Source organism: bacterium (assembly GCA_021372515.1).
GTDB lineage: Bacteria > Gemmatimonadota > Glassbacteria > GWA2-58-10 > GWA2-58-10 > JAJFUG01.
In genome coordinates, this window is the sequence record JAJFUG010000052.1 from 13,873 (window position 1) to 35,805 (window position 21,933).

At 62.7% G+C, this 21,933-nt stretch carries 21 protein-coding genes; 14 read left to right on the forward strand and 7 right to left on the reverse strand.

Features of this window, described 5'->3' with window-relative positions; all coding sequences use genetic code 11:
- Positions 1 to 9: 9 nt before the first annotated feature.
- Both LLH00_05280 and LLH00_05285 read right to left on the reverse strand, forming a co-directional pair.
- Positions 10 to 276 (reverse strand): hypothetical protein, encoded by a 267-nt coding sequence (locus LLH00_05280; GenBank protein MCE5270678.1) that lies wholly within the window; start codon positions 274 to 276, stop codon positions 10 to 12.
- Entirely contained in the window at positions 273 to 1,877 is a 1,605-nt protein-coding gene (locus tag LLH00_05285) for a S41 family peptidase (GenBank protein ID MCE5270679.1), read from the reverse strand. Before LLH00_05285 ends, LLH00_05280 begins: the two co-directional genes overlap by 4 nt.
- 290 nt (positions 1,878 to 2,167) lie before the next feature.
- Here LLH00_05285 and rpsF point away from each other — a divergent pair, with 290 nt between their 5' ends.
- From rpsF to rplI, 4 genes are all read left to right on the forward strand, one after another.
- On the forward strand, positions 2,168 to 2,509 hold the full coding sequence (rpsF, locus tag LLH00_05290) for a 30S ribosomal protein S6 (protein MCE5270680.1): 342 nt from the start codon (positions 2,168 to 2,170) through the stop codon (positions 2,507 to 2,509).
- Positions 2,510 to 2,584: 75 nt separating this feature from the next.
- Positions 2,585 to 2,830 (forward strand): 30S ribosomal protein S18, encoded by a 246-nt coding sequence (rpsR, locus tag LLH00_05295; protein MCE5270681.1) that lies wholly within the window; start codon positions 2,585 to 2,587, stop codon positions 2,828 to 2,830.
- Positions 2,831 to 2,964: 134 nt separating this feature from the next.
- Positions 2,965 to 3,858 carry a YybS family protein gene (locus LLH00_05300; GenBank protein ID MCE5270682.1) on the forward strand — a complete coding sequence of 298 codons (894 nt, stop codon included), beginning with the start codon at positions 2,965 to 2,967 and terminating at the stop codon, positions 3,856 to 3,858.
- Positions 3,859 to 3,929: 71 nt separating this feature from the next.
- Complete coding sequence (gene rplI / locus LLH00_05305) at positions 3,930 to 4,391, forward strand: 50S ribosomal protein L9 (protein MCE5270683.1); 462 nt, start codon at positions 3,930 to 3,932, stop codon at positions 4,389 to 4,391.
- A 355-nt stretch (positions 4,392 to 4,746) separates the two neighbouring features.
- On the opposite strand, the gene LLH00_05310 is transcribed toward rplI, so the two are convergent.
- From LLH00_05310 to LLH00_05320, 3 genes are all read right to left on the reverse strand, one after another.
- Positions 4,747 to 4,926, reverse strand: a complete 180-nt coding sequence (locus tag LLH00_05310; GenBank protein ID MCE5270684.1) for a hypothetical protein — start codon at positions 4,924 to 4,926, stop codon at positions 4,747 to 4,749.
- Positions 4,927 to 5,255: 329 nt separating this feature from the next.
- Positions 5,256 to 5,492 (reverse strand): hypothetical protein, encoded by a 237-nt coding sequence (locus LLH00_05315; protein MCE5270685.1) that lies wholly within the window; start codon positions 5,490 to 5,492, stop codon positions 5,256 to 5,258.
- A 132-nt stretch (positions 5,493 to 5,624) separates the two neighbouring features.
- Entirely contained in the window at positions 5,625 to 6,041 is a 417-nt protein-coding gene (locus LLH00_05320; protein MCE5270686.1) for a single-stranded DNA-binding protein, read from the reverse strand.
- Between the two features lie 355 nt (positions 6,042 to 6,396).
- Between LLH00_05320 and LLH00_05325 the strand changes: the two genes are divergently transcribed.
- The gene (locus LLH00_05325; protein ID MCE5270687.1) at positions 6,397 to 9,153 is read left to right on the forward strand and encodes a tetratricopeptide repeat protein; all 2,757 of its coding nucleotides are present in this window, start codon (positions 6,397 to 6,399) and stop codon (positions 9,151 to 9,153) included.
- A 132-nt stretch (positions 9,154 to 9,285) separates the two neighbouring features.
- Complete coding sequence (locus tag LLH00_05330; GenBank protein ID MCE5270688.1) at positions 9,286 to 10,005, forward strand: hypothetical protein; 720 nt, start codon at positions 9,286 to 9,288, stop codon at positions 10,003 to 10,005.
- Here LLH00_05330 and LLH00_05335 read toward each other — a convergent pair.
- The gene (locus tag LLH00_05335) at positions 9,984 to 11,333 is read right to left on the reverse strand and encodes a sodium:alanine symporter family protein (GenBank protein ID MCE5270689.1); all 1,350 of its coding nucleotides are present in this window, start codon (positions 11,331 to 11,333) and stop codon (positions 9,984 to 9,986) included. The two genes, LLH00_05330 and LLH00_05335, sit on opposite strands and share 22 nt — an antisense overlap.
- 234 nt (positions 11,334 to 11,567) lie before the next feature.
- Here LLH00_05335 and LLH00_05340 point away from each other — a divergent pair, with 234 nt between their 5' ends.
- Positions 11,568 to 13,898, forward strand: coding sequence for a hypothetical protein (locus LLH00_05340; GenBank protein ID MCE5270690.1), 2,331 nt, complete (start codon positions 11,568 to 11,570; stop codon positions 13,896 to 13,898).
- Between the two features lie 354 nt (positions 13,899 to 14,252).
- Here the strand turns inward: LLH00_05340 and LLH00_05345 are convergent, their stop codons facing one another.
- Positions 14,253 to 14,732 (reverse strand): hypothetical protein, encoded by a 480-nt coding sequence (locus tag LLH00_05345; GenBank protein MCE5270691.1) that lies wholly within the window; start codon positions 14,730 to 14,732, stop codon positions 14,253 to 14,255.
- Positions 14,733 to 14,887: 155 nt separating this feature from the next.
- On the opposite strand from LLH00_05345, the gene LLH00_05350 reads away from it, so the two are divergent.
- From LLH00_05350 to LLH00_05380, 7 genes are all read left to right on the forward strand, one after another.
- Positions 14,888 to 15,712, forward strand: coding sequence for a PIG-L family deacetylase (locus tag LLH00_05350; protein MCE5270692.1), 825 nt, complete (start codon positions 14,888 to 14,890; stop codon positions 15,710 to 15,712).
- Positions 15,713 to 15,770: 58 nt separating this feature from the next.
- Positions 15,771 to 16,691, forward strand: a complete 921-nt coding sequence (locus LLH00_05355) for a PIG-L family deacetylase (protein ID MCE5270693.1) — start codon at positions 15,771 to 15,773, stop codon at positions 16,689 to 16,691.
- A 64-nt stretch (positions 16,692 to 16,755) separates the two neighbouring features.
- Positions 16,756 to 17,652, forward strand: a complete 897-nt coding sequence (locus LLH00_05360) for a PIG-L family deacetylase (protein MCE5270694.1) — start codon at positions 16,756 to 16,758, stop codon at positions 17,650 to 17,652.
- A 146-nt stretch (positions 17,653 to 17,798) separates the two neighbouring features.
- A complete protein-coding gene (locus tag LLH00_05365) occupies positions 17,799 to 18,527 on the forward strand; it encodes a restriction endonuclease (GenBank protein ID MCE5270695.1) in 729 nt (242 codons plus the stop codon).
- A complete protein-coding gene (locus LLH00_05370; protein ID MCE5270696.1) occupies positions 18,524 to 19,234 on the forward strand; it encodes an S-adenosylmethionine-binding protein in 711 nt (236 codons plus the stop codon). The genes LLH00_05365 and LLH00_05370 overlap by 4 nt, the downstream gene beginning before the upstream one ends.
- Positions 19,235 to 19,522: 288 nt before the next feature.
- A complete protein-coding gene (locus LLH00_05375; protein ID MCE5270697.1) occupies positions 19,523 to 20,746 on the forward strand; it encodes a hypothetical protein in 1,224 nt (407 codons plus the stop codon).
- A 64-nt stretch (positions 20,747 to 20,810) separates the two neighbouring features.
- A partial coding sequence (locus tag LLH00_05380; protein ID MCE5270698.1) for a hypothetical protein occupies positions 20,811 to 21,933 on the forward strand: 1,123 nt, incomplete at its 3' end.

Sequence of the window (21,933 nt, forward strand, 5' to 3'; positions counted from 1 at the left end):
CGCCGCGCCTCAGTCCCGGTCGTACAGGAAATGCCGGGCCAGGTGGAAGGCCGGGAAAACATCCAGCAGAACGAGCAGGCCCAGGATAATCGCGCCGGTGGTGCTGGTCAGGGCCTGGACCGTGTTGTTGGCCAGGATGAAAGTGATGGCGATGCTGAGAACCAGGAAATAGAAGAAATTTCCCCAGAAATCCCCCCGCGAATCCCTATCGGCTGCCCTCAGCGCGTTCTCGGCCTGCGTGTCCCTGCTCTTGGCTGCGCTCGTCTTTCCGCTCACTTAGGTTTTTCCTCCATCAGCTTCTGCATTATCTTCTGCTGCGTGGCCCCGCCTGCGAGCATCTCGCGCGCTTTGCCCAACTGATGGTCGTGCCCGGAGATCAGGCGGTAGGCCGTGTTCTCGTCCCAGGTCACCTGGGCGATCTGGAAAGTCAGCAGGTTCGTGGTGATGTAGTCCTTTAGCTCGGTCAGGCGCTCCTGATCCACGTTGACCTGCTTGTTTTTCAGGTAGCTGACAAAGGCCTTGAACACCGTGTCATCGGCCTGGAAGCTGCGGTCAAGGTTCGGGTGCAGGCTCTTGTAGGCCACCGCGAAATCGAACGAGTGCGAGAAAATGCGCCCGATCAGCGGGTCGTAGGCCGCCGCCGGGGGTTCGATCCGCACGTCCGGCACGATCCCGCCGCCGCCGGTGACCTCGCGGCCCATGTCGGTGTGGTAGGATTCCTTTTTGGGCTGGGGCTTGGAGGAATCGCCCGGCTCCTCCTCGTCCTCCTCCCCCAGCTCGTCCCACTGCTGGCGCGGGGTGTAGTTGATGCGCTGGATGTTCCGTCCGCTGGGGGTGTAGTAGCGCGCGGTGGTGATCTTGAGCACATCGCCCGAGCTGAGCGGGAACGTGGTCTGCACCAGGCCCTTGCCGAACGAGTTCTGGCCCAGGATGATCGCGCGGTCGTGGTCCTGCAGCGCGCCGGCCAGGATTTCACTGGAGCTGGCGGTGAACTCGTTGATCAGCACGGCCAGAGGGAAATTCTCGGGCAGAATGGGCTTGCCGGTGGAGAAGAAGCTCTTGCTGTCCTGGGTGTTGCGCCCGCGCATGGAGACTATCACCCCGCGCTTGGGCAGGAACAGGTCGGCGATGGCCACGGCCGGGTCGGTCAGGCCGCCCGAGTTGTCGCGCAGGTCGAGGACCATGGCTTTCATCCCGTCGGCCTTGAGCTGCTGCACCTGCTGTCGCAGCTCCTCCAGGCTCCGTTCGGTGAAACTGCTCAGGCGGAGGTAGCCCACGCTGTCGGGCAGCATGAAATGCCGGGTCACGGTGGGCACGACCACCGGCTCGCGGGTGAGGATCAAGGTGGCCGGCTCATCCAGCCCGGCGCGGGCCAGGGTGATCTCCACGCTGGAGCCCTCGGGCCCCAGAAGGTTGTTGGAGGCCTGTTCGGTGGTCCAGCCCCAGGAGGACTTGCCGTTGACCTTGACCACGCGGTCGCCGGGCTGCACCCCCTGGCGCCAGGCCGAGGAGCCGCTGTAAATCGACATCACCACGATCTCGTTCTCCACCTTGCTGATCGAGATGCCAATGCCCACGTACTCGCTGTGGACCTGGATTTCCTGGAAGCGTTTGAAATCCTCGGCCGGGATCAGCTCGGTGTAGGGGTCGAGATTCTTGAGCAGCCCGTCCGTGGCGCGGCGGTAGAGGTTTTCGGGCGGAATGTAGTCCACGTAGCGCATGCTCACCTGGCCGACCACATCCTGCAGCAGCAGGATGCGCATGTAGGTGTTGTCCGAGGTGGCCATCACCCGGCCGACCAGCCAGCCCACGAGCAGCAGGGCCATCACCGTGAGCGAGCCGTACAGGTAGGGGCTTCTTTTACGGAAGAATCTCATGGCTGTTCCTTCATTTCCGGCCGACCGGCCGGCCTCTGCGCGGGACGGTTGCGAAAGCGATTCACAATAGATTGTTGAATATGAACATAATACGCTTATAAGTCAATATTCATGCCCTCGGCCGGGTCCGGAAAGCGAATTTATTCCAAATGTATCATCAGACTTGAATTTTACCCCGGAGACGATTAGATTGTTCAGTTCGCAGTACTGCGGACCTTTTCATATTTCCCAATAACTTACGCCCTATTCCCGCACAATGCGGGGATCGCAAGACCGAAGGGGGAACGTTCATGAACAACAGGTACGAGCTTGTCCTGATCCTTGATCCTACGATTGAGGAAAGCCAGGTCGCGGATAAATTCACGCGCCTGGAAGAACTCCTCAAGTCGCAGGAGGCCGTCATAGTCGACATACTTGACTGGGGCAAGCGCAAGCTGGCCTACCAGATCAAGAAGAAAGACAACGGCATCTACCGGGTCTATCGTTTCGACGCCCGGCCGGCGGTGATCGCCGAGATCGAGCGCCGTCTGAAGATCGACGAGCAGGTGATGCGCTATCTGGTCGTGCTGTACGATCCGGACACCGAGAAGAAAGCCGAAAAGCCGGCCTCCTCAGAGGATGATGACGCCTGAGTCTTAAGGACGGCTGTTTGCCGGAGTGACCTGAATACAATAAATACCGACTAACAGGATTGAAAGGATAAGTGGATGAGACCGAGACCGATGATGGAAAGCCGCAGGCGGGTCTGCTACCTCTGCGAGAACAGCATAGAGAAGATCGACTACAAGGATGAGCGCACCCTGGGACGTTTTCTGACCGAGCGCGGCAAGATAGTGCCCCGTCGCACCAGCGGCACCTGCGCCAAGCATCAGCGCCAGCTGGCCACCGCGATCAAGCGGGCGCGCTACCTGGCCCTGCTGCCCTATGTCGGAGAGACGCACTCGCGGTCGTGAGGCGCGCGGACGGCCAGCAGCCGTCCTCCCTCGCTTTGAGGCGGATGCCGTAATGACCGGCGGGCGGATCGGTCCCGATGCGGCCGTCATCCTGATGCAACCCAAAAGGCCGGACCCTGCCGGGACAGGTTTCAATGGGCAAAAGCCGAAGAAATGATAGTTGGTTCCTGCCTGCCGTGCTGGCTGGCCTGACCCTGACCAACTGGTTCATGCTGGTGGCCGTGGGTTTCATCCTGGGGCTGATGTTTCTGTGCTGCGACCGCCGTCCGCGGCGGCGGCTGGCCGGTGCGGCGGCGCTGCTGGTCCCGGCGGCCGTGGGCTGGCTGACCATGGAGCCGATCAGCATTACGTTCGCTGTGGCGGCGGCGCTGGCCGGAATGTTCATTCTCAGAAGCAACCTGTTCAGCAGTGTCACCTCGGGGGCGCTGCTGGCCTGCCTGGCCGGAGTGCTGGCTGTGCTGGCGCTGTTCGTCTCCGGCGGAGTGGCACTGGAGAGTTGGTCCCATCTGGAGACACAGGCGGCCGCGGTCCAGAAACAATGGGGCCTGGTGGCCGGTGACGATGTCCAGAGCCGGCTGGCGATCGAGCGCACAGTCAGGATGGTGGTGGCGCTGCTGCCAGGTCAGTATGTGCTGATGATGCTGGCCTCGTTCTTCATCTCGGCCCTGGCTTTCCGTCGCTGGGGCGAGGCCGCAATCCCGCTGTCGCTGGGCTGCACGAGGTTCGACCAGTACCGCTTCGAGGACCACTGGATCTGGGCCGTGATCGCGGGGCTGGTGCTGGTGCTGCTGGCCGGCAAGGGCTGGCCCGGGCGTCTGGCGCTGAACCTGCTGTTTGTCATGGGAGTGCTGTACGTGATCCGCGGCCTGGCGGTGATGTTTTTCTTCATCGCCGCGCGGGGCGGCGGCCTGATTATCCGGCTGCTGGCGGTCACCCTGTGCCTGACCCCGGTCTGCCTGTTCCACCTGACTTTCGGGCTCCTGGACACCTGGATGGATTTCAGGCGGACCGTGCCGGAGAACCATTGAACCGGAACTGAAAAGAAAACTTATAGCTGTGGCTGTACCTGACTTTCGGCAGTTTTGCCGGGGAGGTTAAATTGAAGATCAGACGCAAAAGCGAAGTGATCCTGCGCACCGACATCGAGGGCCTGGGCAAAATCGGCGCCGTGGTGAGCGTGGCCCCGGGGTTTGCCCGCAACTACCTGGTCCCCAAGAACATGGCCTACATGGCCAGTGCGGGCAACCTCAAGCGCATCGAGTTTGAGAAGAAACAGGCCCTGGTCCTGGCCGAGAAGGAAAAGGCCGAGGCTCAGGTCCTGGCCGCCAAGATCGGCGAGCTGTCGCTGACTTTCCAGGTCAAGGTGGGCGAGGAAGAACGTCTGTATGGATCGGTCACGTCCCAGGACATCGCCGATGAGGCCGCCAAGCAGGGGTTCGAGCTGGATCGCCGCAAGTTCCTGCTCGAGGAGCCGATCAAGCAGCTCGGGGTCTACAGCGTGGGCATCCGCCTGCACCCCGAAGTGACCGCGGAGATCAAGGTCTGGGTGGTGAAAGAGTAGGCAATGGGATTCAAGCCGATATCCGAAGAGGTGGGTCTTTGACCCGCCTCTTCGTTTTTTGGGGAGATATTTACTATCGCCCGGTTTCCAATTTGCCTCGACCGTTACACACCCCGCCCGCTCGCGCGGGCGCCCCTCTCGAGAGGGGATGTATCCCGCCAGAGCCCAGCTCTCGGTTGCCACATTTAACGGCGGTGCCTTTCCTTCTCCTCTAAAAAGAGGGGTGGCGGCGCAGCCGACGGGGTGTGTGCGTCTTACTCTTCGTTGCCGCGAGGGTTGATTCTTAAATCCCTGTTTATTTTAACGCTATTGAAAAAGGGGCGCGGCCTGCCGCACCCCTTTTTTGCTTCGAGTCCTATTTCCCTTTGGCCGGCCCCGGTTTGACCGGTCCGGGCTGCCCCGGCTCCTGGCGCATCAGGCTGTTGAAAGCCCGCAACACTTTCTCCGAGGGGTTGTCCTTTCGCCCGAGGGCTTCCTTGAGCCGGTCCAGTTTGCCGGCGGGCGGGCTGGGCTGCGGCGGCTTGCGTGGGTTCATTCCGTGTCTTCCTGTCGCTTTGCCGTGTGGGTTAAGGATTGAATCTTTTCTCTTTGTTTTTTCGCACCCGGAGGCCCAACCAGTTGCCAATCGCGCCCCCGACAGCAATGCATCCTACCAGTACACCCAGACGGGCCGGGAGCAAGCCGCCCAGGCCAGCCGGGGCCACGGGGCCGAAATAAAGATAGATGAAAAAGGTCCCGGCCGTACCGCCGGCACACGAGCCGGTTATCCAGCCCACGAGGCTGAACCGGGCTATTTCTTCTTCCATCCGTCAGTCCTCCTGAGGTAGAAGCGCTATGGATACCACGGTGGTTTGTCCCAGCGGCTCACAGACGGATTATTCTTTTTCTGTGCTGGCGAATCAGCTTGCGGATCAGCATACCGAGCCAGCCGCCCAGGACGGAACTGGCGATCATGACCGCCACCCCGGCCGGGACCGAGCCCCATCCCAGCTGCGCCAGGGTCTCGGGGCCGGAATGCAGATAGATGAAAAACGCGGCGATCGACACTCCACAAGCTGCGCTGATCACCATTGTTAGGGGCCGTTCTTTGGCTTCACTCATGCGTCAGTCCTTCGGCGGCAGGCAGGAGCTTTGTAATTTAATACTTTATGATACTAATAAATAACCCGAACCTCGGACCATTATTCTATCGCGAAGTCCAGGTCAGGGATATCCCGGCTGGTCCGGGCGCTGTCAATGTCCGTGTCCGTAGGGGGTGGAGGCGGGATCGGCGGCGTGTCCGGCGCTTTCAGCCGGCTCGCTGTCCTCGTCCGGGCGTCGGCTGAGCTTGATCATCTGCTCGGCGATCACCTCGGTGCGGTGGTGGTGCTCGCCTTTCTCATCCGTCCAGGAACGGGTGCGCAGGCGGCCCTCGATGTAGATCTGGTCGCCCTTGTGGATGATCTGGTTGCATATTTCGGCCAGGCGGTTCCAGGCGACTATATTGTGCCATTCCGTGCGTTCGGCCCGCACACCCTCGCGGTCGACCCAGGTGGTGTTGGTCGCCAGGGAAAAAGTGGAGATCGCGCTGCCTTTCTCTGTCTGCCTCAGGTCCGGGTCCCGACCGATATTACCGATCAGGATCACTTTGTTCAAATCCCGCTGAGCCATAAAAACACCCCGAATTGAATCGTTGTCACCTTTGGGATTCTATCCCGGCGCTTCCCTGTTCTCGACCGGCCGAGTGGGCCTGCACGACAGAAAGTTTTAAGTTCTTTTGTATATGTTTCTCCATTGAAGGTTTATGAGCTAATTTCGTGAATAATCTCTTTTTACTATATCAGAGAAAACTTGGCCCTGTCAAGTGTTCTTGTTTCATTCTGCCCGTTAGGCCTTCTGAAATGGCTTTTAGAATAATTTTGCTTGATAATGAGTGCGCCGCCGCTATATTTCAACCAAAATTCTCTCGATTTTTAACTTGCCGCTCTCTCCCCACAACCAGTCGACCGGGTTTTTTATGCGGGAAATGGAATTGATCGGAAGGGACAAGGAGCTTAAGGCTCTCTACGATCTTCTGGCCGATTTCCTTTCGCACGGCCCCGAGGGCCAGGCCCTCTGGCTGAACGTGCACGGCGAGGAGGGGGTGGGCCGCAGCGCGCTCCTGGATGAGCTGGTGATCGAGTCCCACGCCCTGGGCGAGGTGTACCTGCTGCGGGGGGACGTGTTCCCGGTGGCGGACTACCCGTTCGGGGCGGTCAGCTCGGCGCTGGCGCTCGACCTGGACATCCCGTTCTGGGAGAGCGAGTACGCCAAGAAAGAGAAGATCGAGTCGCGCCTGGCCGCGTTCGCCCGCCTCAAGCTGCCCCAGGAGGTGTTCGACTCCGGAGTGATCCTGCCGGTGTTCGGCCGCCTGCTGGGAGTGGATTATCCGCTGGAGCTTTACACTCCGGCCAACCGTCGCGGCAAGGGCAAGCTGGTGGTGTTCAACGCCGTGCGGCGCTACCTGCAAGCCCTGCGGGCCAGCCTGACCCGTGGCGAGAGCCCGCCGCTTCTGATGCTCTGGTTCGATGACCTGGAGCGCATGGACAGCCTGTCGCTGGAGCTGCTGGTCCACCTGGTGCAGAAAAAGGACTGCCTCTGGCCGCTGGTGATCCTCAGCTCCAGCCGCGCGCCGTTCAGCTCGCGCCTGGATTACCTGGAGGAGTTCCGGGAGTTTTCGCTGGGGCCTCTTTCCAAGCTGTCCCGGCGGCGCCTGGTGCAGCGCCTGGAGGAGCAGAGCGCCGGCGGCGGGTCGGGCCAGGCGGTGACGGCCCAGTTGCGCGACCTGTTGATCGAGGGCGCGCCGGGCAACCCGCTGCTCATCGGCGAGACCTGGCGCCTTCTGCGCGAAAAAGTGACCAGCCCTGAGAGCCGGGAGCGCCGCCGCCGTCTGGTGGCCGCGCTGGACAACCGCTCGCGGGCCCTGGCCGCCCTGGAGCTGCCCGGTATCCTGCGCGAGCGGCACCGCCGTCTGGACAACCACGCTCGCAGTATCCTGCAGGCGGTGGCGATCCTGGGGGCTTGCAGCTCGCCGGAAATCCTCTCCCGCCTGCTGGCCCGGCTCAACATCCAGGTGCGCAACCTGGAGGCCGACCTGGACGCCCTGGCCGGGCAGGGTTTCCTGCTGGAGGGCGCCACGGGTGGAGTCAGCACGGTGCGCCTGGCCTGCCCGCTCTATTACGAGATTCTGGCCGAGAGCCTCACCCCCGAGCGTAGCGCCGAGCTGCGCCAGCAGAGCGCCGACCTTCTGTTCCAGATGATGGAGGAGGAGAACCACGATTTCGTGTTCATGGTGGGGGCGTTCCTGCGCCAGAGCTATTTCCTGAAAGAGGACTGGGCCGTGAACACCCTGGCGCTCTGCGGCGACCGTCTGCTGCTGCTGGAGGACTACCGCGCCGCCGAGGCCTCGTTCCAGGAGGCGATGGCCCGCCTGGGCCTGGACGGCGCCCTGGACGGCTCCGACATGGCCGGCGACAGCCTCGAGCAGTTCGACTCCCTGCTGGTGCGCAGCGGACGGGCGCGGCTGGGGGACGGGCGGATCAAGGAAGCCTTCGCCACGTTGAGCGCGGCCCTGATGCTCTCGCGCGGGCACGCTTTCATGCGGCCGCGGGTGGAGGCCTGCCTCGACTTGGCAGAGATCATGGTCCTGCGCGGCGACTGGGCCGGGGCCGAGCGTTTCCACACCGAGGCCCTCGAGGTGGCGCGGGTGTTCGGCGAACAGGCCCTGACCGCGCGCTGCCTGACCGCGGCGGCCCAGCTCAAGCTGAAGCGCGAGGAAATCCAGGCGGCCGGAGTGCTTCTGAGTGAGGCCCTGGCCCTGGATGAGGACAGCACCCCCGGCGAGCGCCGCCTGGACATCCTGCTCAACCTGGCCGTGGTGCGCCAGCAGAGCGGCCAGATCGAGGCGGCCCAGACACTTTACCGCGACTGCCTGGATCTGGCCGACAAGCTGCGTGATGACACGGCCGCGGTGACCGCGCTCAGCAACCTCGGCCGCATGCGCTACGAGGCCGGACGGGTGGATGAGGCCCTGGAGCAGTTCCACCGTGCCCTGAGCCGCCTGCGCACCTCGGGCGACCTGGTTCAGACCGGCAACTGGCTGGGCTACATCGGCTCGGTCTACTACGCGGTGGAGGAGTACGAGACCGCCATCGAGTACTACTCCCAGGCGCTCAGCATCGCCCAGCGCACCGGCAACCTGCGTAACCAGGGCATCTGGCTGGCCAACCTGGGCAACGCCAGCTACGAGATGAAAGAGGTCAGCCGCGCCCTGGACTACTACCTGCACGCCCTGGAGCTGGCCCGCGACGAGCAGGATTACAGCTATGTCTGCACCCTGATGAGCACGATCGGGGTATATTACTACAACCTCCGCCAGTACGAGCCGGCGCGCAACTATTTCAGCGAGAGCCTGGCCGTGGCCCTGGAGGCGGGCAACCTTCCCGTGGCCGTGCAGAACATCCTGTACCGCGGGGCGATCCTGGCCCACCAGGGCGACCCGGCGGCGGGACTGCGGGCGCTGGATGAGGGCGAGGCGCTCGCCCGGGAGCACGGGATGACCGAGCACCTGGCCGTGGCCGAGCTGTTCCGCGGGCATATCGCCCTTCTGGGCGGCGAGCGCGCCGTGGCCCGCCGTCACTGCCGCAAGGCCGCCGAGCTGGCCGGTTCGACGGGCAACCGCAAACTGAGCGCCGAAATCGACCGCGCTCTGGCCGCCTGCCGCAACGAGGAAGAAGATAAGTGACTGTTGAGAATCCCGCGGACTGGGGTCTTGAATGTAGGGGAGGGTCCTGAACCCTCCCCTATGTTGGTTTAACCGGTTGCCGCCCGGAAAGCACAAGAGACGGGCCGGGCGGAAAATGAAAGAGAAAGGTGCATGAAAAAGGAACTGGAGGAAAGACTGGAGCAGCGCGCCGCGCTGCTCGGGCAGAAACTGGCCGAGATACTGGGTCCGCTTCGGGGGGAGGGAGCCAAGACGGCAGGGGACGGGCTGAAACGGGCCGAGCGGTTCAGGGACTACAGCGTGGAGTACACGGCGCGCACGGTGGAGATACTGGACCTCAAGCGCGACCTGAAAGAATCCCGTATCCTGGTGCTGGAGAACGGCTCCGGCGTGATGAGCCGTCGCCTGGCCGCCGGGGACACGGATGTGGTGGGGGCATCCCCGGACGCGGCCACGGCCGAACTGGCCGGCGGCCTGAACCCTTTCCCCTCGATCATCTACCGCAGCCTGTTCGACCCGCTGATCGAGGGCGGTTTCGACCTGATCGTGGACAGTGGGGTGCTCTGCTGCTACCCGCGCGCCCTGCTGGAACCCCTGGTCCAGCACCTGGCCTCACTCTGCCACCGGAAGATGATCCTGGAGTTCCGCCTGCACCAGCCGCTGTCGGAGCGCCTGTTCGGCCCCCGCGACCGTCTGGATGACAGCGACCTCAAGATCGAGCGCACCCGGATGAGCGAGCCGGAGATAGTCTACCTGCTGGAGACCGCCTGCGGACTGATAATCACCGAGCGGCGGACCGAGGCCGGGCGGATGCTGGTCAAGGCGCTGCGGCGGCCGCACTCGCGCCAGGCCTATTCCTCGCCCCTGAAATAGGCGCGGGTAACGCGCACGATCACCGGACTGAGCAACAGCAGCCCCACCAGGTTGGGCAGGGCCATCAGGCCGTTCATCACATCCGCCACCAGCCAGATCGTGTTGAGCTGAGAGATTGCCCCGAAGAACACCATCACCGAGAACAGCACCCGATACGGGACCACCGAGCGCGGTCCGGCCAGGAACTCGAGCGCTTTCTCGCCGTAGTACGACCAGCCGAGAATAGTCGAGTAGGCGAACAGGACCAGCCCCAGGGCCACCACCACGCCGCCCGAGCTGCCGGGCAGGCCGTGGCTGAAAGCCGTGGTGGTGAGAGTCGCTCCGGTCTGGCCGGAGAGCCAGGTGCCGGTCATGATGATTGTCAGCCCGGTGAGTGTGCAGACCACGATCGTGTCGATGAAAGTCTGGGTCATCGAAACCATGGCCTGGCGCACGGGATGGCTGGTCTGGGCCGCCGCCGCCGCGATGGCCGAGCTTCCCAGGCCGCTTTCGTTGGAGAACACTCCGCGGGCCACACCCATGCGGATCGTGGTCATCACCGCCGCTCCGGCGAACCCGCCCCCGGCCGCGGTGGGAGTGAAAGCCTCGTAGAAAATCAGCCGGAACGCCTCGCCCAGCATGTGATAGTTGGCGGCAATCACCCAGAGCGCCCCGCCGATGTAGAACACGATCATCACCGGCACCAGAAGGCTGCTCACCCGGCCGATCGACTTGATCCCGCCCAGCAGCACCAGGGCGGTCGCCGCCGCCATCACCAGCCCGCTGACCCAGGTAGGCACGCCGAAACTCGAGGCGCAGGCCTCGGCCACACTGTTCGACTGGACCATGTTGCCGATCCCGAAAGCGGCGATGGAGGCGAACACGGCGAACACAACCCCCAGCCATTTCCAGCCCAGGCCGTTGGCCAGGTAGTACATCGGGCCTCCGCACATCATGCCGCGGCGGTCGGTGGTGCGGTACTTGACCGCCAGCAGGGCTTCGGAATATTTCGTGGCCATGCCGAACAGCCCGGTGATCCACATCCAGAACAGCGCACCGGGGCCTCCCGCGGCGATGGCCGTGGCCACCCCGGCGATATTGCCCGTGCCCACGGTGGCGGCCAGGGCGGTCATCAGGGCCTGGAAATGGCTGATGTCTCCGGCGCTGTCGGAGTCCTTGCGCTTGATGAACGCCAGGTGCAGCGAGGGCAGGAGCGTGGTGAACTGGAGGCCTCTGAGGCGCAGGGTGAGGTAGATGCCTGTCCCGACCAGCAGCACCAGGGTCGGGACGCCCCAGACCAGAGAATCGAGATAATTGATGAGGGCCAGGAAACCGGCGCTGAAATCCAAGCTGAGCCTCCGGGGTCTGATACGTGGAGTGGGTGACGGATGGTCAGGCCAATTTAAGCCTTAGGGCCCCGGCGGGCAAACTTTTTCTGACAGTCCGGCTGTCTCGGCCGTGCGCCCGGCAGTCGGCGGATTTCATTGCGCGGCTGGTCTGTCCGCATTAGAGTGAATCCCAAAATCGACCGCACCTCCTGCCGCAGCGAACAAACCTGATGCCTGACTCCGGGAGCTTGGCGCATGAAACGTTCTTTCCTTTGTATCTGCATGCTGATCATGGGAATCCTGACAATCCGCACGGACGCGGCGGCGCAGGCTTTCAACTGCCTGCCGTCGGAAATCCGCACCGAAAACGGCGTGTCGGTGCTGTACGCCGGGGGAGCGCCGGTTACGCCCATGTCGTTCTGCTCGCGCAACAACTCCGACCCCCAGTACGTGCGGGGCCTGCTGGAGGCGGGAGTCAGGCTGCATTTCCCGATCTGCGACACGGATTGGAAAGACCCACAGGGCTTCGAGAAACTCTCGGCCCTGGCGCACCGCATCCTGGCGCTCGACCCGCAGGCCGTGCTGATCCTGCGCCTTTCGCTCGACCCGCCGCGCCAGTGGATGGAGGACAACCCGGGCGAGTGCACCACGTTCGAGAACGGCAGCCCGCGGATGATAATCAACACCAAGATCGGCCGCACCTGGGACCCGGTGCTAACCGATGAGCTCAAGTTCTCCCTGGCCAGCCGCGCCTGGCAGGACAAGGCCGAGGAAGCGCTCACCGATTTCGTGCTCAAGGTGGCGGCCAGCGATTTCGGTTCCCGGGTGGCGGGATATTTCTTCACCGCCAGCGAAACAGAGGAATGGTATTATACCGTCACCTATGACCGCCGCTACCATGCCCACGATTTCAGCCGTCCGATGCTGGATTATTTCCGCGAGTACGTGCGCCGCAAATACGGCACGGATGAAAAGCTGGCCGCGGCCTGGCGCAACGATGTCCGCTCGTTCGAGGCGGTGCGCGTTCCCCAGTTGGCCGAGCGCACGCTCTACACCGGCGTGGGCGAGCTGATCACCCGGCGCTACGACAGCCACAGCACATTCGGCACCCTGGCCAACCCGGACTGCAGCGAGTTCGAGAGCGACTATTACCGGGCGCTTAACGAATCCGTGGCGGACGCGATCATCCGGTTCGGCCGCAAGGTGAAAGAACTCTCCGGGGGCAAGCTGATCACCGGGGCGTTCTACGGCTACCTGACCTGCGTGGTCTACCACGAGATGGGGATCACCGGGGCGGCGGCTAAAATCCAGGACAGCGGCGCGCTGGATTTCCTGGCCTCGCCCAGCACCTATTTCAACCGTCCCCCGGGCGGCCAGTCCACCGCGCGCAGCCCGTTCAGCAGCTACAACCTGCGCCGCATGCTCTGGTTCACCGAGGAGGACACCCGCACCGTGCTGTCGGATTACGGCAACTGGGCGCACTGGAGCCAGGCGCACTCGACCGCCGAAAGCTGCGAGATGCTCAAGCGCGACATGGGTAAAATCCTCACCCGTCACTACCACGCCTGGTGGTTCGAGAACAGCTCCAAGGACAAGTGGTACCACGACCCGGGCATGCTGGCCACGATGAAACGCATCCAGGAGCTGTTCGGCGCCTCGCAGCGCCTGGGTTACAGGCGCGCGGCCGAGATCGCCATGGTGGCCAGCGAGCCGAGCATTTTCTACACGGACCAGGAAAGCCTGCGCGACATGCTGATGTGGCAGCGGCAGCTCGAGTTCGAGCGGATCGGCGCGCCCTATGACTACTACTACGTGCGGGATCTGGCCGATCCCGCCATGCCGGACTACAAGCTCTACGTGTTCCTGAACGCGATCTGCCTGTCCGACTCCGAACGCGTGGCGGTCACGGCCAAGCTCAAAAAGAACGGCGCCACCGCCCTTTGGCTCTACGCCCCCGGCCTGATCGATCCGGACCGCGAGCCGAAACTGAACGTAGCCTGGATGAAAGAGCTGACCGGGTTCGACCTGGCCTACAAGCGAGGCTCTTTCCACCCGCGGTTCGTGGTCGACGACCCCCGTCACCCCCTGAGCGCCGGCCTGCCCCGCGACCGTTTCTTCGGCCAGCCGGACCGGGTGCTGTTCGGCAGCTTCGAGACCAAGGCCCCGGGCTGGCTGATCGAGCTGGCCCCCGCGCTCACCGATCCGCTTTTCTACCTGGCCGACAGCAGCCAGAGCGCGGGCGGGCTCTATTTCGAGGAGCGGCTTCCCGCCCTGGGCGAGACCGACCGGGCCGGCTACCGCTCGCTCTGGATCGGGGCCAAGTACGTGCAGGCCGAGCTGCTGCGCGCCGCCGCGCGCCGCGCCGGGGTGCATATCTACTCCGAGAGCGGGGACACGTTCACCGCGGATGGGGATTTCGCGGTGATCCACGGCTCCACCGGCGGGACCAAGACCCTGCGTTTCCCGGAAGCTGTGGACCTGTACGAGGTGTTCGAGGGAAAATATTATGGGAAAAAAGTGCGCGAGGTGACATTCCCGCTGGAGTTCGGCAAGACCAAAGTGTTCTGCCTGCGCGGGAAAATCTGAACTCAGACCAGTTTTATGTCTTGTGGAGGGGCACGGCGCGCCGTGCCCGGAAGGCTGTGATGTTCTCTTGGTTACGGCCCAGAGAACCAGAAGCCAGTGGGGGCCGCGAACTCGTCCAAACCGCGACACTGCTTCAACCTTGAGTGTTTTCGGAGCTTTGATTCCGCTGCTTCGTTGCAGCGGCGGCGCTGCCGCGGATCGCCGCCGAACCTTGGAGCACTGACGGGCCGGGCCGTTTCCCGCGCGGCTGAACGCTGCCCTGGCGGGAGGCTCAGACAGGCGCGGCCCCCAAAGGCAACTGCGGCGGCCCGGGGGCCGCTGGGGGAGTAAAAAGACGAAGGTGAGCGTCTGGACTCAGAAGATTTTGTCCAGGTTCTTGTGGATTCTGAGCAGCTTGGCCTCATTGTTCGCCCGGGCCACCAGGGACTGGCTCACCTGAAGGCGCTCGGCCTGGCGGTAACCGTGAGCCTCCATGCCGCGGCAGAGGAATTCGAGCTGGCCGGCCAACTCGGCCAGGGAGGGCTTGGAGGCCAGGCGTTCCAGGTAGCGCACTGTCATCTCGGGGCTTGAGACCAACTCGGCGAACGAGAGCATTTCCTCGAAGCCCAGGCGGGTGGAGAGCAGCTCGAACAGCATGCCGGCCATAACCTCGGGGTTGCGCGGGGCCAGGCTGTAGTTGACACTCCGGCTCCGGGCGGCGGCGCGCCGGGCGCCGGAGGCGCCGCGGGGCGTTCGCCCGCCCGCGCTTTGCGCGGCGGCGCGCCGCCGCTGCCAGCCCAGAACCACGCTCATGGCCAGGATTAACGCGACAAACACCAGGACCAGCTCTTCCACCGCCGCGCGCCTTTTTTTCGGGGTTTACCTTTGGGCCTTTGGATGCTAAAATACAGCGGTCGTTCTGCTGCAAGATAAGCAACAACCGTACCAGATGAAACTGTTCTGCACTTGGGTTGGGGTTTTTCAACTTGAAACGCAAGGGGAATACAACAATGGCCGGAAAATTCGAGGACCTCAGGGTGCTGGCGATTGGCGCCCACCCGGATGACTGTGAGATAAAGGTCGGCGGCGCCGCCGCTCTGTGGGCGGAACAGGGCGCCAGCGTGAAATTCCTCAGCCTGACCAACGGGGATGCCGGGCACCATGAGATGGGCGGCGGCCCCCTGGCCCGTCGGCGCAAGCGCGAGTCGGTGCGCGCGGCCGAGGTCCTGGGGGTGCAGGAGACACAGACCCTGGACAACCATGACGGCGAGCTGGCCCCTGACACCGAGGTGCGCAAAGCCGTGGTCAAGGCGATCCGCCAGTGGCGGGCGGATGTGGTTATCACTTGCCGTCCAAACGACTACCATCCAGACCACCGCTACACCTCGCAGGTGGTGCAGGATGCCGCCTACGTGGTGCGGGTGCCCAATTACTGCCAGGATGTACCCGCCCTGCGCAAGGACCCGGCATTTTTCTACGTGTCGGACGGGTTCACCAAGCCCTGCCCCTTCGAGCCGGTGGTGAGCGTGGATATCGACCCGGTGAGCGGGAAAAAACTGCGCGCTCTGCACACTATGGACAGCCAGATGTACGAGTGGCTGCCCTGGATCGAGGGCTGCCTGGAGGCTGTGCCGGAGGGTGACACGGCCCGGTTGGCCTGGCTGCCCACGTTCCTGGATGGCTTTTTCGAGAAAGCGGAGGATTTCCGTGGGCCTCTGGCCGAGCGCTATGGCGAGGAGCGGGCGGCCAGGGTGAAATACAGTGAGAGTTTCGAGCTTTGCGAGTACGGCCACCGCCCGTCGCGCCAGGAGGTCTGGGAGCTGTTCCCGTTCTGAGGCCGCGTGCGGGGGAGCGGGGGCCTGGGCGTTCAAACAAATACAACGGGGGTGAGTCATGCGCAGGATTTTCGCTGGCTTGTTTGTCGTGATGCTGGCAGCCGGGCTGTCCGGCCTGCGGGCGCAGACAGTCTACCAGGGCGGAGTGGAGCCTCCGCGCACCGGGGCCGAGCCGCTGCGGGTTATCATGATCGGGGCACACCCGGATGACGCCGAGGTCAAGGGTGGCGGCACGGCGGCGCTCTGGGCCGCCGCCGGGGCGAAAGTCCTGCTCGTGGCAGTGACCAACGGCGATGCCGGCCACCAGAGCGAAGGCGGCGGAGCCCTGGCCCGCCGTCGCGCCGCCGAGGCCAAGCTGTCGGCCGAGCGCCTGGGGGTGAGCTGGATGACCCTGGGCTTCCATGACGGCGAGCTGGAGCCGACCCTGGCCGCCCGCAAGGCGGTCATCCGGGCCATCCGCGACTGGCAGGCCGATATTGTGATCCTGCCGCGCCCCAACGACTACCACCCCGACCACCGCTACACGGCTCAGATCGTCCAGGATGCCGCCTACATGGTGATGGTGCCGAACGTGTGCCCGGAGACGGCGCGCCTGGAGAAAAATCCCGTGTTCATGTATTTCCTGGACGGGTTCAAGAAGCCGATCCCGTTCGCCCCGGATGTGGCCGTGGTGGTCGACCCGGTGATGGAGAAAAAGTGGGGCTCGCTGGATGCGATGGAGAGCCAGATGTACGAGTGGCTGCCCTGGATCGGCGGGTTCCTGAACGATGTCCCGGCCGACAAGAGCGCCCGTCAGCAGTGGCTGCGCAAGTGGCGCGGCCCCTCCATGCAGGGCTGGAAAGCGCAGTGCAGCCAGGCGCTCGAGGCACGCTACGGAAAGGAAAAGGCCGACACTGCCACCTACGTGGAGGGCTTCGAGATCTGCGAATTCGGCCGCCAGCCCAGCCGCGAGGAGCTCTGGAACCTGTTCCCGCGCTGAGTGCGGTCGCGATTGTTGAGACCCTGGATCGGACCCCTGAAACGGCAACCGGGAGAGGCGACGGATGATCTGGAACCGGAGAGGTTTGACTGTCTTTTTTGCCCTTTGTTTTCTTGCCCTGACTTTTCCGGCCGGACAGGCCGCGGCCGCCGAGTCGCTGCGGGTGATAATGATCGGCGCACACCCGGATGACGCGGAATACTGCGCGGGCGGGACCGCGGCGCTCTGGGCGGCCTCCGGGGCCAAGGTGCAGCTCGTGGCAGTGACCAACGGCGATGCTGGCCACCAGAGCCAGGGCGGCGGAGCCCTGGCCCGCCGCAGGGCGGAGGAGGCGACCCGCGCCTCGAAAGTCCTGGGAACGAGCTGGCGCACCCTGGGTTTCCATGACGGGGAGCTGGAGCCGAGCCTCGAGGTGCGCAAGGCTGTCATCCGGGCGATCCGCGACTGGCAGGCCGACATCGTGATCCTGCCGCGCCCCAACGACTACCACCCTGACCACCGCTACACGGCCCAGGTGGTGCAGGATGCGGCCTACATGGTGATGGTGCCCAATGTCTGCCCCGAGACACCGCGCCTGGAGAAAAACCCGGTGTTCATGTATTTCGAGGACGGATTTAGAAAGCCCATCCCGTTCCAGGCGGATGTGGTGGTGGATATCAGCGCGGTCCAGGAGCGGAAACTCAAGGCCCTGGCCGAGATGGACAGCCAGATGTTCGAGTGGCTGCCCTGGATCGACGGGCAGTTGGACCAGGTGCCCGCCGACCCGGCCGGGCGCTGGGAGTGGTTCGTGAAAGGCTGGGGCCGCGGCAGGGCCGGCAAGGATAACCCGCACTACGGCATGCTGGCCGAGCGTTACGGCGCCGAGCGGGCCGGCAAGGTCACTCACGCCGAGGCGTTCGAGATCTGCGAGTTCGGCCGTCAGCCCACCCGCGAGGAACTGTGGACCCTGTTCCCGAAGTGATTAATAGTCTTAGAGATATGAAAGAGCCTTGGGAGAATGCTCAGGGCTCTTTCTTTTTTTCCTTAGTAGGGGTTTCCATTTCGGATAAATTGTGTATGTTGATTTAAGTCGGATTCCGCTTTCTGACACCCTCGGGAACATGACGGATGTTTGAGAGACTCAAAGAAAAAGGGTTTCAAATCCTTACACTGCACTATGCTGAGGCGATTTTAACTTTGGATATGCCTACGGCTGCGACAGAACTCGAGACAGTGCTGCTGCAGATTGAGATACCAGCGGAGGAATTGGTACGCGGTGGAGGCGGAGAGGGAGAACTGACACAGAGAATGCGGCATGCTCTGGCAGAGGAACAAGGTTGGAAGAAGCATAGTTTTGAGATTAAAAAGATAATAGATGGAATTGAGAAAGAATCGATATCACACCAGGTCGATCACGTTAAAAAATTTCCTACTGGCACATTCGCCTTGGAAATAGAGTGGAACAACAAGGATCCTTTCTTTGACAGGGATTTAGAGAATTTTAAGCGATTGCATGCAGATGGAGTGATTTCGATAGGTGCAATAATAACGCGAGGTTCTTCGCTACAGGATTCTCTGCGCGATCTCGTTGCTCAGTTTGCACGAAAGCAAGGAATCGGAAAGGTCGAGGACTTATCGTCTTTCTATTCTCCTACTAATAGGCAACTTGATATGATCAACCGAATGGCGGCTGCAAAAGGATCGTTTGAAGAAGGCTGGGCGCATGCTTTCGTTTCCGATAAATTCGGTGAAGCTACGACTCATTGGCGAAAGCTGGAGGATCGTGTCCATCGGGGAGTCGGCAATCCGTGTCCATTGCTTCTTATCGGGATCCCGAGACAGGTTGTAGTCATATGAGTGCCGGGGAGGAAAGGGTGACGCCACAGTGCTATAACCTGATAAAACTCAATCCAGCGGAAGATATCTTATCCAAGATGAAAGGCCAATATTCCACTATTCTGGCCGATCCTCCCTGGCAATTCCAGAACCGGACCGGAAAAGTAGCACCCGAACACAGACGTTTGTTAAGATATCCGACGATGGAGTTGAAGGAAATTCTTGAATTGCCGGTTTCCAAACTGGCCGCTGCCCAGTCTCACCTTTATCTGTGGGTGCCCAACGCCCTTCTCCAGGAAGGGCTGAGAGTGCTGGAGGCCTGGGGTTTCACCTATAAATCGAATCTGGTCTGGTACAAAATTCGCAAAGATGGTGGTCCTGATGGGCGAGGGGTCGGGTTTTACTTCAGAAATGTCACGGAACTGGTCTTGTTTGGTATCCGCGGGAGCATGCGCACCCTTGATCCGGGCCGGACTCAGGTGAATTTGTTTTCTACGCGCAAAAGAGAGCACTCCCGGAAACCGGATGAGCTGTACTCACTGATAGAATCATGCTCGCCAGGCCCCTATTTGGAGCTCTTTGCCCGTTTTAGAAGGCCGGGCTGGATACAGTGGGGCAATGAAGATGTCGAGGAAAACTCGAATCTGGGTGTGGCGAGAAGGAATGGACATATCGATCCACAACTGAGATTACTCGAAACTCCTCGGGGGTATGGGAATAAAAGATAATTCTGTAGGGCTGTTTTGATCAAATATCGAGAAAAACAGGGACATCCCGAAAGGAATGTCCCTGTTTATTTTCCTCTTGGCCCGCTATCGCGGGTTTATTTTGTCATAAATGAATTCCCGCTTACGATTATGAGAATCAGGCTTTCCGCACGCTGTAACAACTCGCTGTAAACTAAAAAGATATCGGCCGGCACTCTTTGGCACCATTCTTGATTATCTCTCTGCCGGTCTTCAATTTAAGACGATTCCGCCTGCTCCAAACCGTACTTCAGCCCCGGAGCGCTCTCCATGAAAAAACACCTTTCACTCAGTCTGGCCCTGCTCGCGGCTGCCGCTCTCCTGGCCGCGCTGGCCTATGTACTTCCCGCGGCCGAACCCGCCCCGCAGCACGGCCTGGCCGCGCTCTACCCTGGAGATATCGGCCTGGCCTCCGACAGCTCTGTCGTGTTCTACGAGGATTTCGAAAGCGGCACTGTGGCCGACCTGCTCACGCGCTGGACCAGCATGAACAACAAGGACAACCGGGTGCTCGATTTCGTCGCGGACAGCATCGCGGGCAGCCCGGGACGGCGCAGCCTGCGGATCACCGGCGCCAAGGGCCACGACACCGGCGGCGACCTCTGGAAGCTGCTGGACAAGGGCTATGACCGTCTTTACGCCCGCTATTACTGCAAGTTCGCCCCAGACGCCCCCTACGTGCACCATTTCGTGGCCCTGGGCGGCAAGACTAGCACCGCGCCCTACCCCGAGGGCGCCGCAGGCACACGCCCTAACGGCTACGACCGCTTCGGATCCACGGTCGACCTGGAGCGCTCCGGCACACCACCGCCGGGGGCCTGGTTTTTCTATACCTACTGGAGCGAGATGCACAGTTGGCAGACTGAAAGCGGCGAGAGCGACGGCCGGCCGAACCCATTCTACGGCAACCCGTTCCGCCCGGACAGCAACCTCATCGCCCGGCGCGGCCAGTGGCAGTGCGTGGAGATCATGATAAAGCTCAACCAGCCGGACAGCACGGACGGCGAGCAGGCGTTCTGGGTGGACGGCCGTCTGGCGGCGCACTGGGGCCCGGGAACACACACCGGGACCTGGTTCAGGGACGCGTTCCGCACCTCGGGCGTTTTCAACACCGATCCCAAGCCCTTCGCGGGCTTCCGCTGGCGCAAGACCGAGGCCCTGCGGATCAACACGTTCTGGTTGCAGTACTACCTGGCCTCGATCTTCGAGGAGAATGTCCGCCCCGATGACCCCGCGATCCCCTACAACGGTGACATCGCCCGGGTGGAGTTCGACAACGTGGTGCTGGCCACGCACTACATCGGGCCGATAGTCTCCACGCTCAGCACGGGGTACGACTACAACGGGGATGGAGTGAAAGGCCTGGGGGATGTCTGGAGCCTTTTGCGGCTGCACGCCACGGACCGGGCCGATATGCGGGCGGATTTCAACGGGGATGGCAGCCCCGACCTGCGCGACGCCCTGGACCTGCTGCTGGAAGTGCTCAAAGGCTGACACCGGCCGGCCCCACCGCCGGCCGCCGAGTGGAAAATCGTCCTGTAACCGCAGAGGAACGGACATGAAAAGACCCGCTTTACTCAATCTCAGCCTGACCTTGGCTGTCTGCTTTGCCCTTTCCGTCGCCGTAGCCGCCCGGAAAGCGGGTGGGCAGACGGCGACAGAACTGTCCGCAGATTCCGGCCCGCAGACCGGCCTGGCTGCGCTCTACCCGGGCGACCGGGGAATCGCCAACGACCCAGCGGTCGTTTTCTGCGAGAATTTCGACTCGGCCGGCTCGGTGACGGCACTGGACACGAACTGGACACTCGCCTCGAACAAGGACAACCGGGTCCTGGCCCTGGTGCAGGATGACCCCACGGGGACTTCCGGCGGGCGCAGCCTCCGCATGACCGCCACCAAGGACCACGACACCGGCGGCTATCTCTGGAAGCTTCTCGACGGGGGCTACGACCAGCTGTACGCCCGGTTCTACGTCAAATTCGCCGCCGACGCCCCCTATGTGCACCATTTCGTGGAGCTGGGCGCCCGCCGCGACCGTCTGCCCTACCCGATGCCCGAGGCCGGCTCCCGTCCGGCCGGCGACAACGCTTTCCTGGCCTACATGGACCTGGGCGGCTCGGACCGGGCCAACCCGCCGGGGCTCTGGATGCTGTACACCTACTGGTGCGAGATGCACAGCTGGCAGACCCCCGCGGGAGTGCCGGACGGTGTGCGCGAGGCCCCGTACTACGGCAACCTGTTCGGCCCGGACACGCCGGAGCAGGCCAAGCGCGGCGAGTGGCAGTGTGTCGAGTTCATGATCAAGTGCAACAGCGCACCGGACAAAACGGACGGCGAGGAGGCGTTCTGGGTCGACGGGCGGCTGGTGGACCGCTGGGCCCCCGGCACACACTCCGGCACCTGGGGCAACGACCGGTTCCACACCAGCGGCCAGTACAACACCGATCCCAAGCCGTTCCCCGGTTTCCGCTGGCGCACCGATGACAGGGTGAAGATCAACACTTTCTGGCTCGAATACTACATGGAGGGGGCGTTCGACAATCCGCTCCCGGATACCACTCTTGCCATAAACCGTCAGACCGCCCGGGTCCAGTTCGACAACATTGTCCTGGCCACGCGCTACATCGGGCCGATCGCCTCCACGCTCACGACCGGGTACGACTACAACGGCGACGGTCACA

Coding starts and splice junctions, on each gene's coding strand:
- LLH00_05285 (MCE5270679.1), bottom strand. CDS start 1,877: ATGAGATTCTTCCGTAAAAGAAGCCCCTACCTGTACGGCTCGCTCACG.
- rpsF (MCE5270680.1), top strand. CDS start 2,168: ATGAACAACAGGTACGAGCTTGTCCTGATCCTTGATCCTACGATTGAG.
- rpsR (MCE5270681.1), top strand. CDS start 2,585: ATGAGACCGAGACCGATGATGGAAAGCCGCAGGCGGGTCTGCTACCTC.
- LLH00_05300 (MCE5270682.1), top strand. CDS start 2,965: ATGGGCAAAAGCCGAAGAAATGATAGTTGGTTCCTGCCTGCCGTGCTG.
- LLH00_05310 (MCE5270684.1), bottom strand. CDS start 4,926: ATGAACCCACGCAAGCCGCCGCAGCCCAGCCCGCCCGCCGGCAAACTG.
- LLH00_05315 (MCE5270685.1), bottom strand. CDS start 5,492: ATGAGTGAAGCCAAAGAACGGCCCCTAACAATGGTGATCAGCGCAGCT.
- LLH00_05320 (MCE5270686.1), bottom strand. CDS start 6,041: ATGGCTCAGCGGGATTTGAACAAAGTGATCCTGATCGGTAATATCGGT.
- LLH00_05325 (MCE5270687.1), top strand. CDS start 6,397: ATGGAATTGATCGGAAGGGACAAGGAGCTTAAGGCTCTCTACGATCTT.
- LLH00_05330 (MCE5270688.1), top strand. CDS start 9,286: ATGAAAAAGGAACTGGAGGAAAGACTGGAGCAGCGCGCCGCGCTGCTC.
- LLH00_05340 (MCE5270690.1), top strand. CDS start 11,568: ATGAAACGTTCTTTCCTTTGTATCTGCATGCTGATCATGGGAATCCTG.
- LLH00_05350 (MCE5270692.1), top strand. CDS start 14,888: ATGGCCGGAAAATTCGAGGACCTCAGGGTGCTGGCGATTGGCGCCCAC.
- LLH00_05355 (MCE5270693.1), top strand. CDS start 15,771: ATGCGCAGGATTTTCGCTGGCTTGTTTGTCGTGATGCTGGCAGCCGGG.
- LLH00_05360 (MCE5270694.1), top strand. CDS start 16,756: ATGATCTGGAACCGGAGAGGTTTGACTGTCTTTTTTGCCCTTTGTTTT.
- LLH00_05365 (MCE5270695.1), top strand. CDS start 17,799: ATGTTTGAGAGACTCAAAGAAAAAGGGTTTCAAATCCTTACACTGCAC.
- LLH00_05370 (MCE5270696.1), top strand. CDS start 18,524: ATGAGTGCCGGGGAGGAAAGGGTGACGCCACAGTGCTATAACCTGATA.
- LLH00_05375 (MCE5270697.1), top strand. CDS start 19,523: ATGAAAAAACACCTTTCACTCAGTCTGGCCCTGCTCGCGGCTGCCGCT.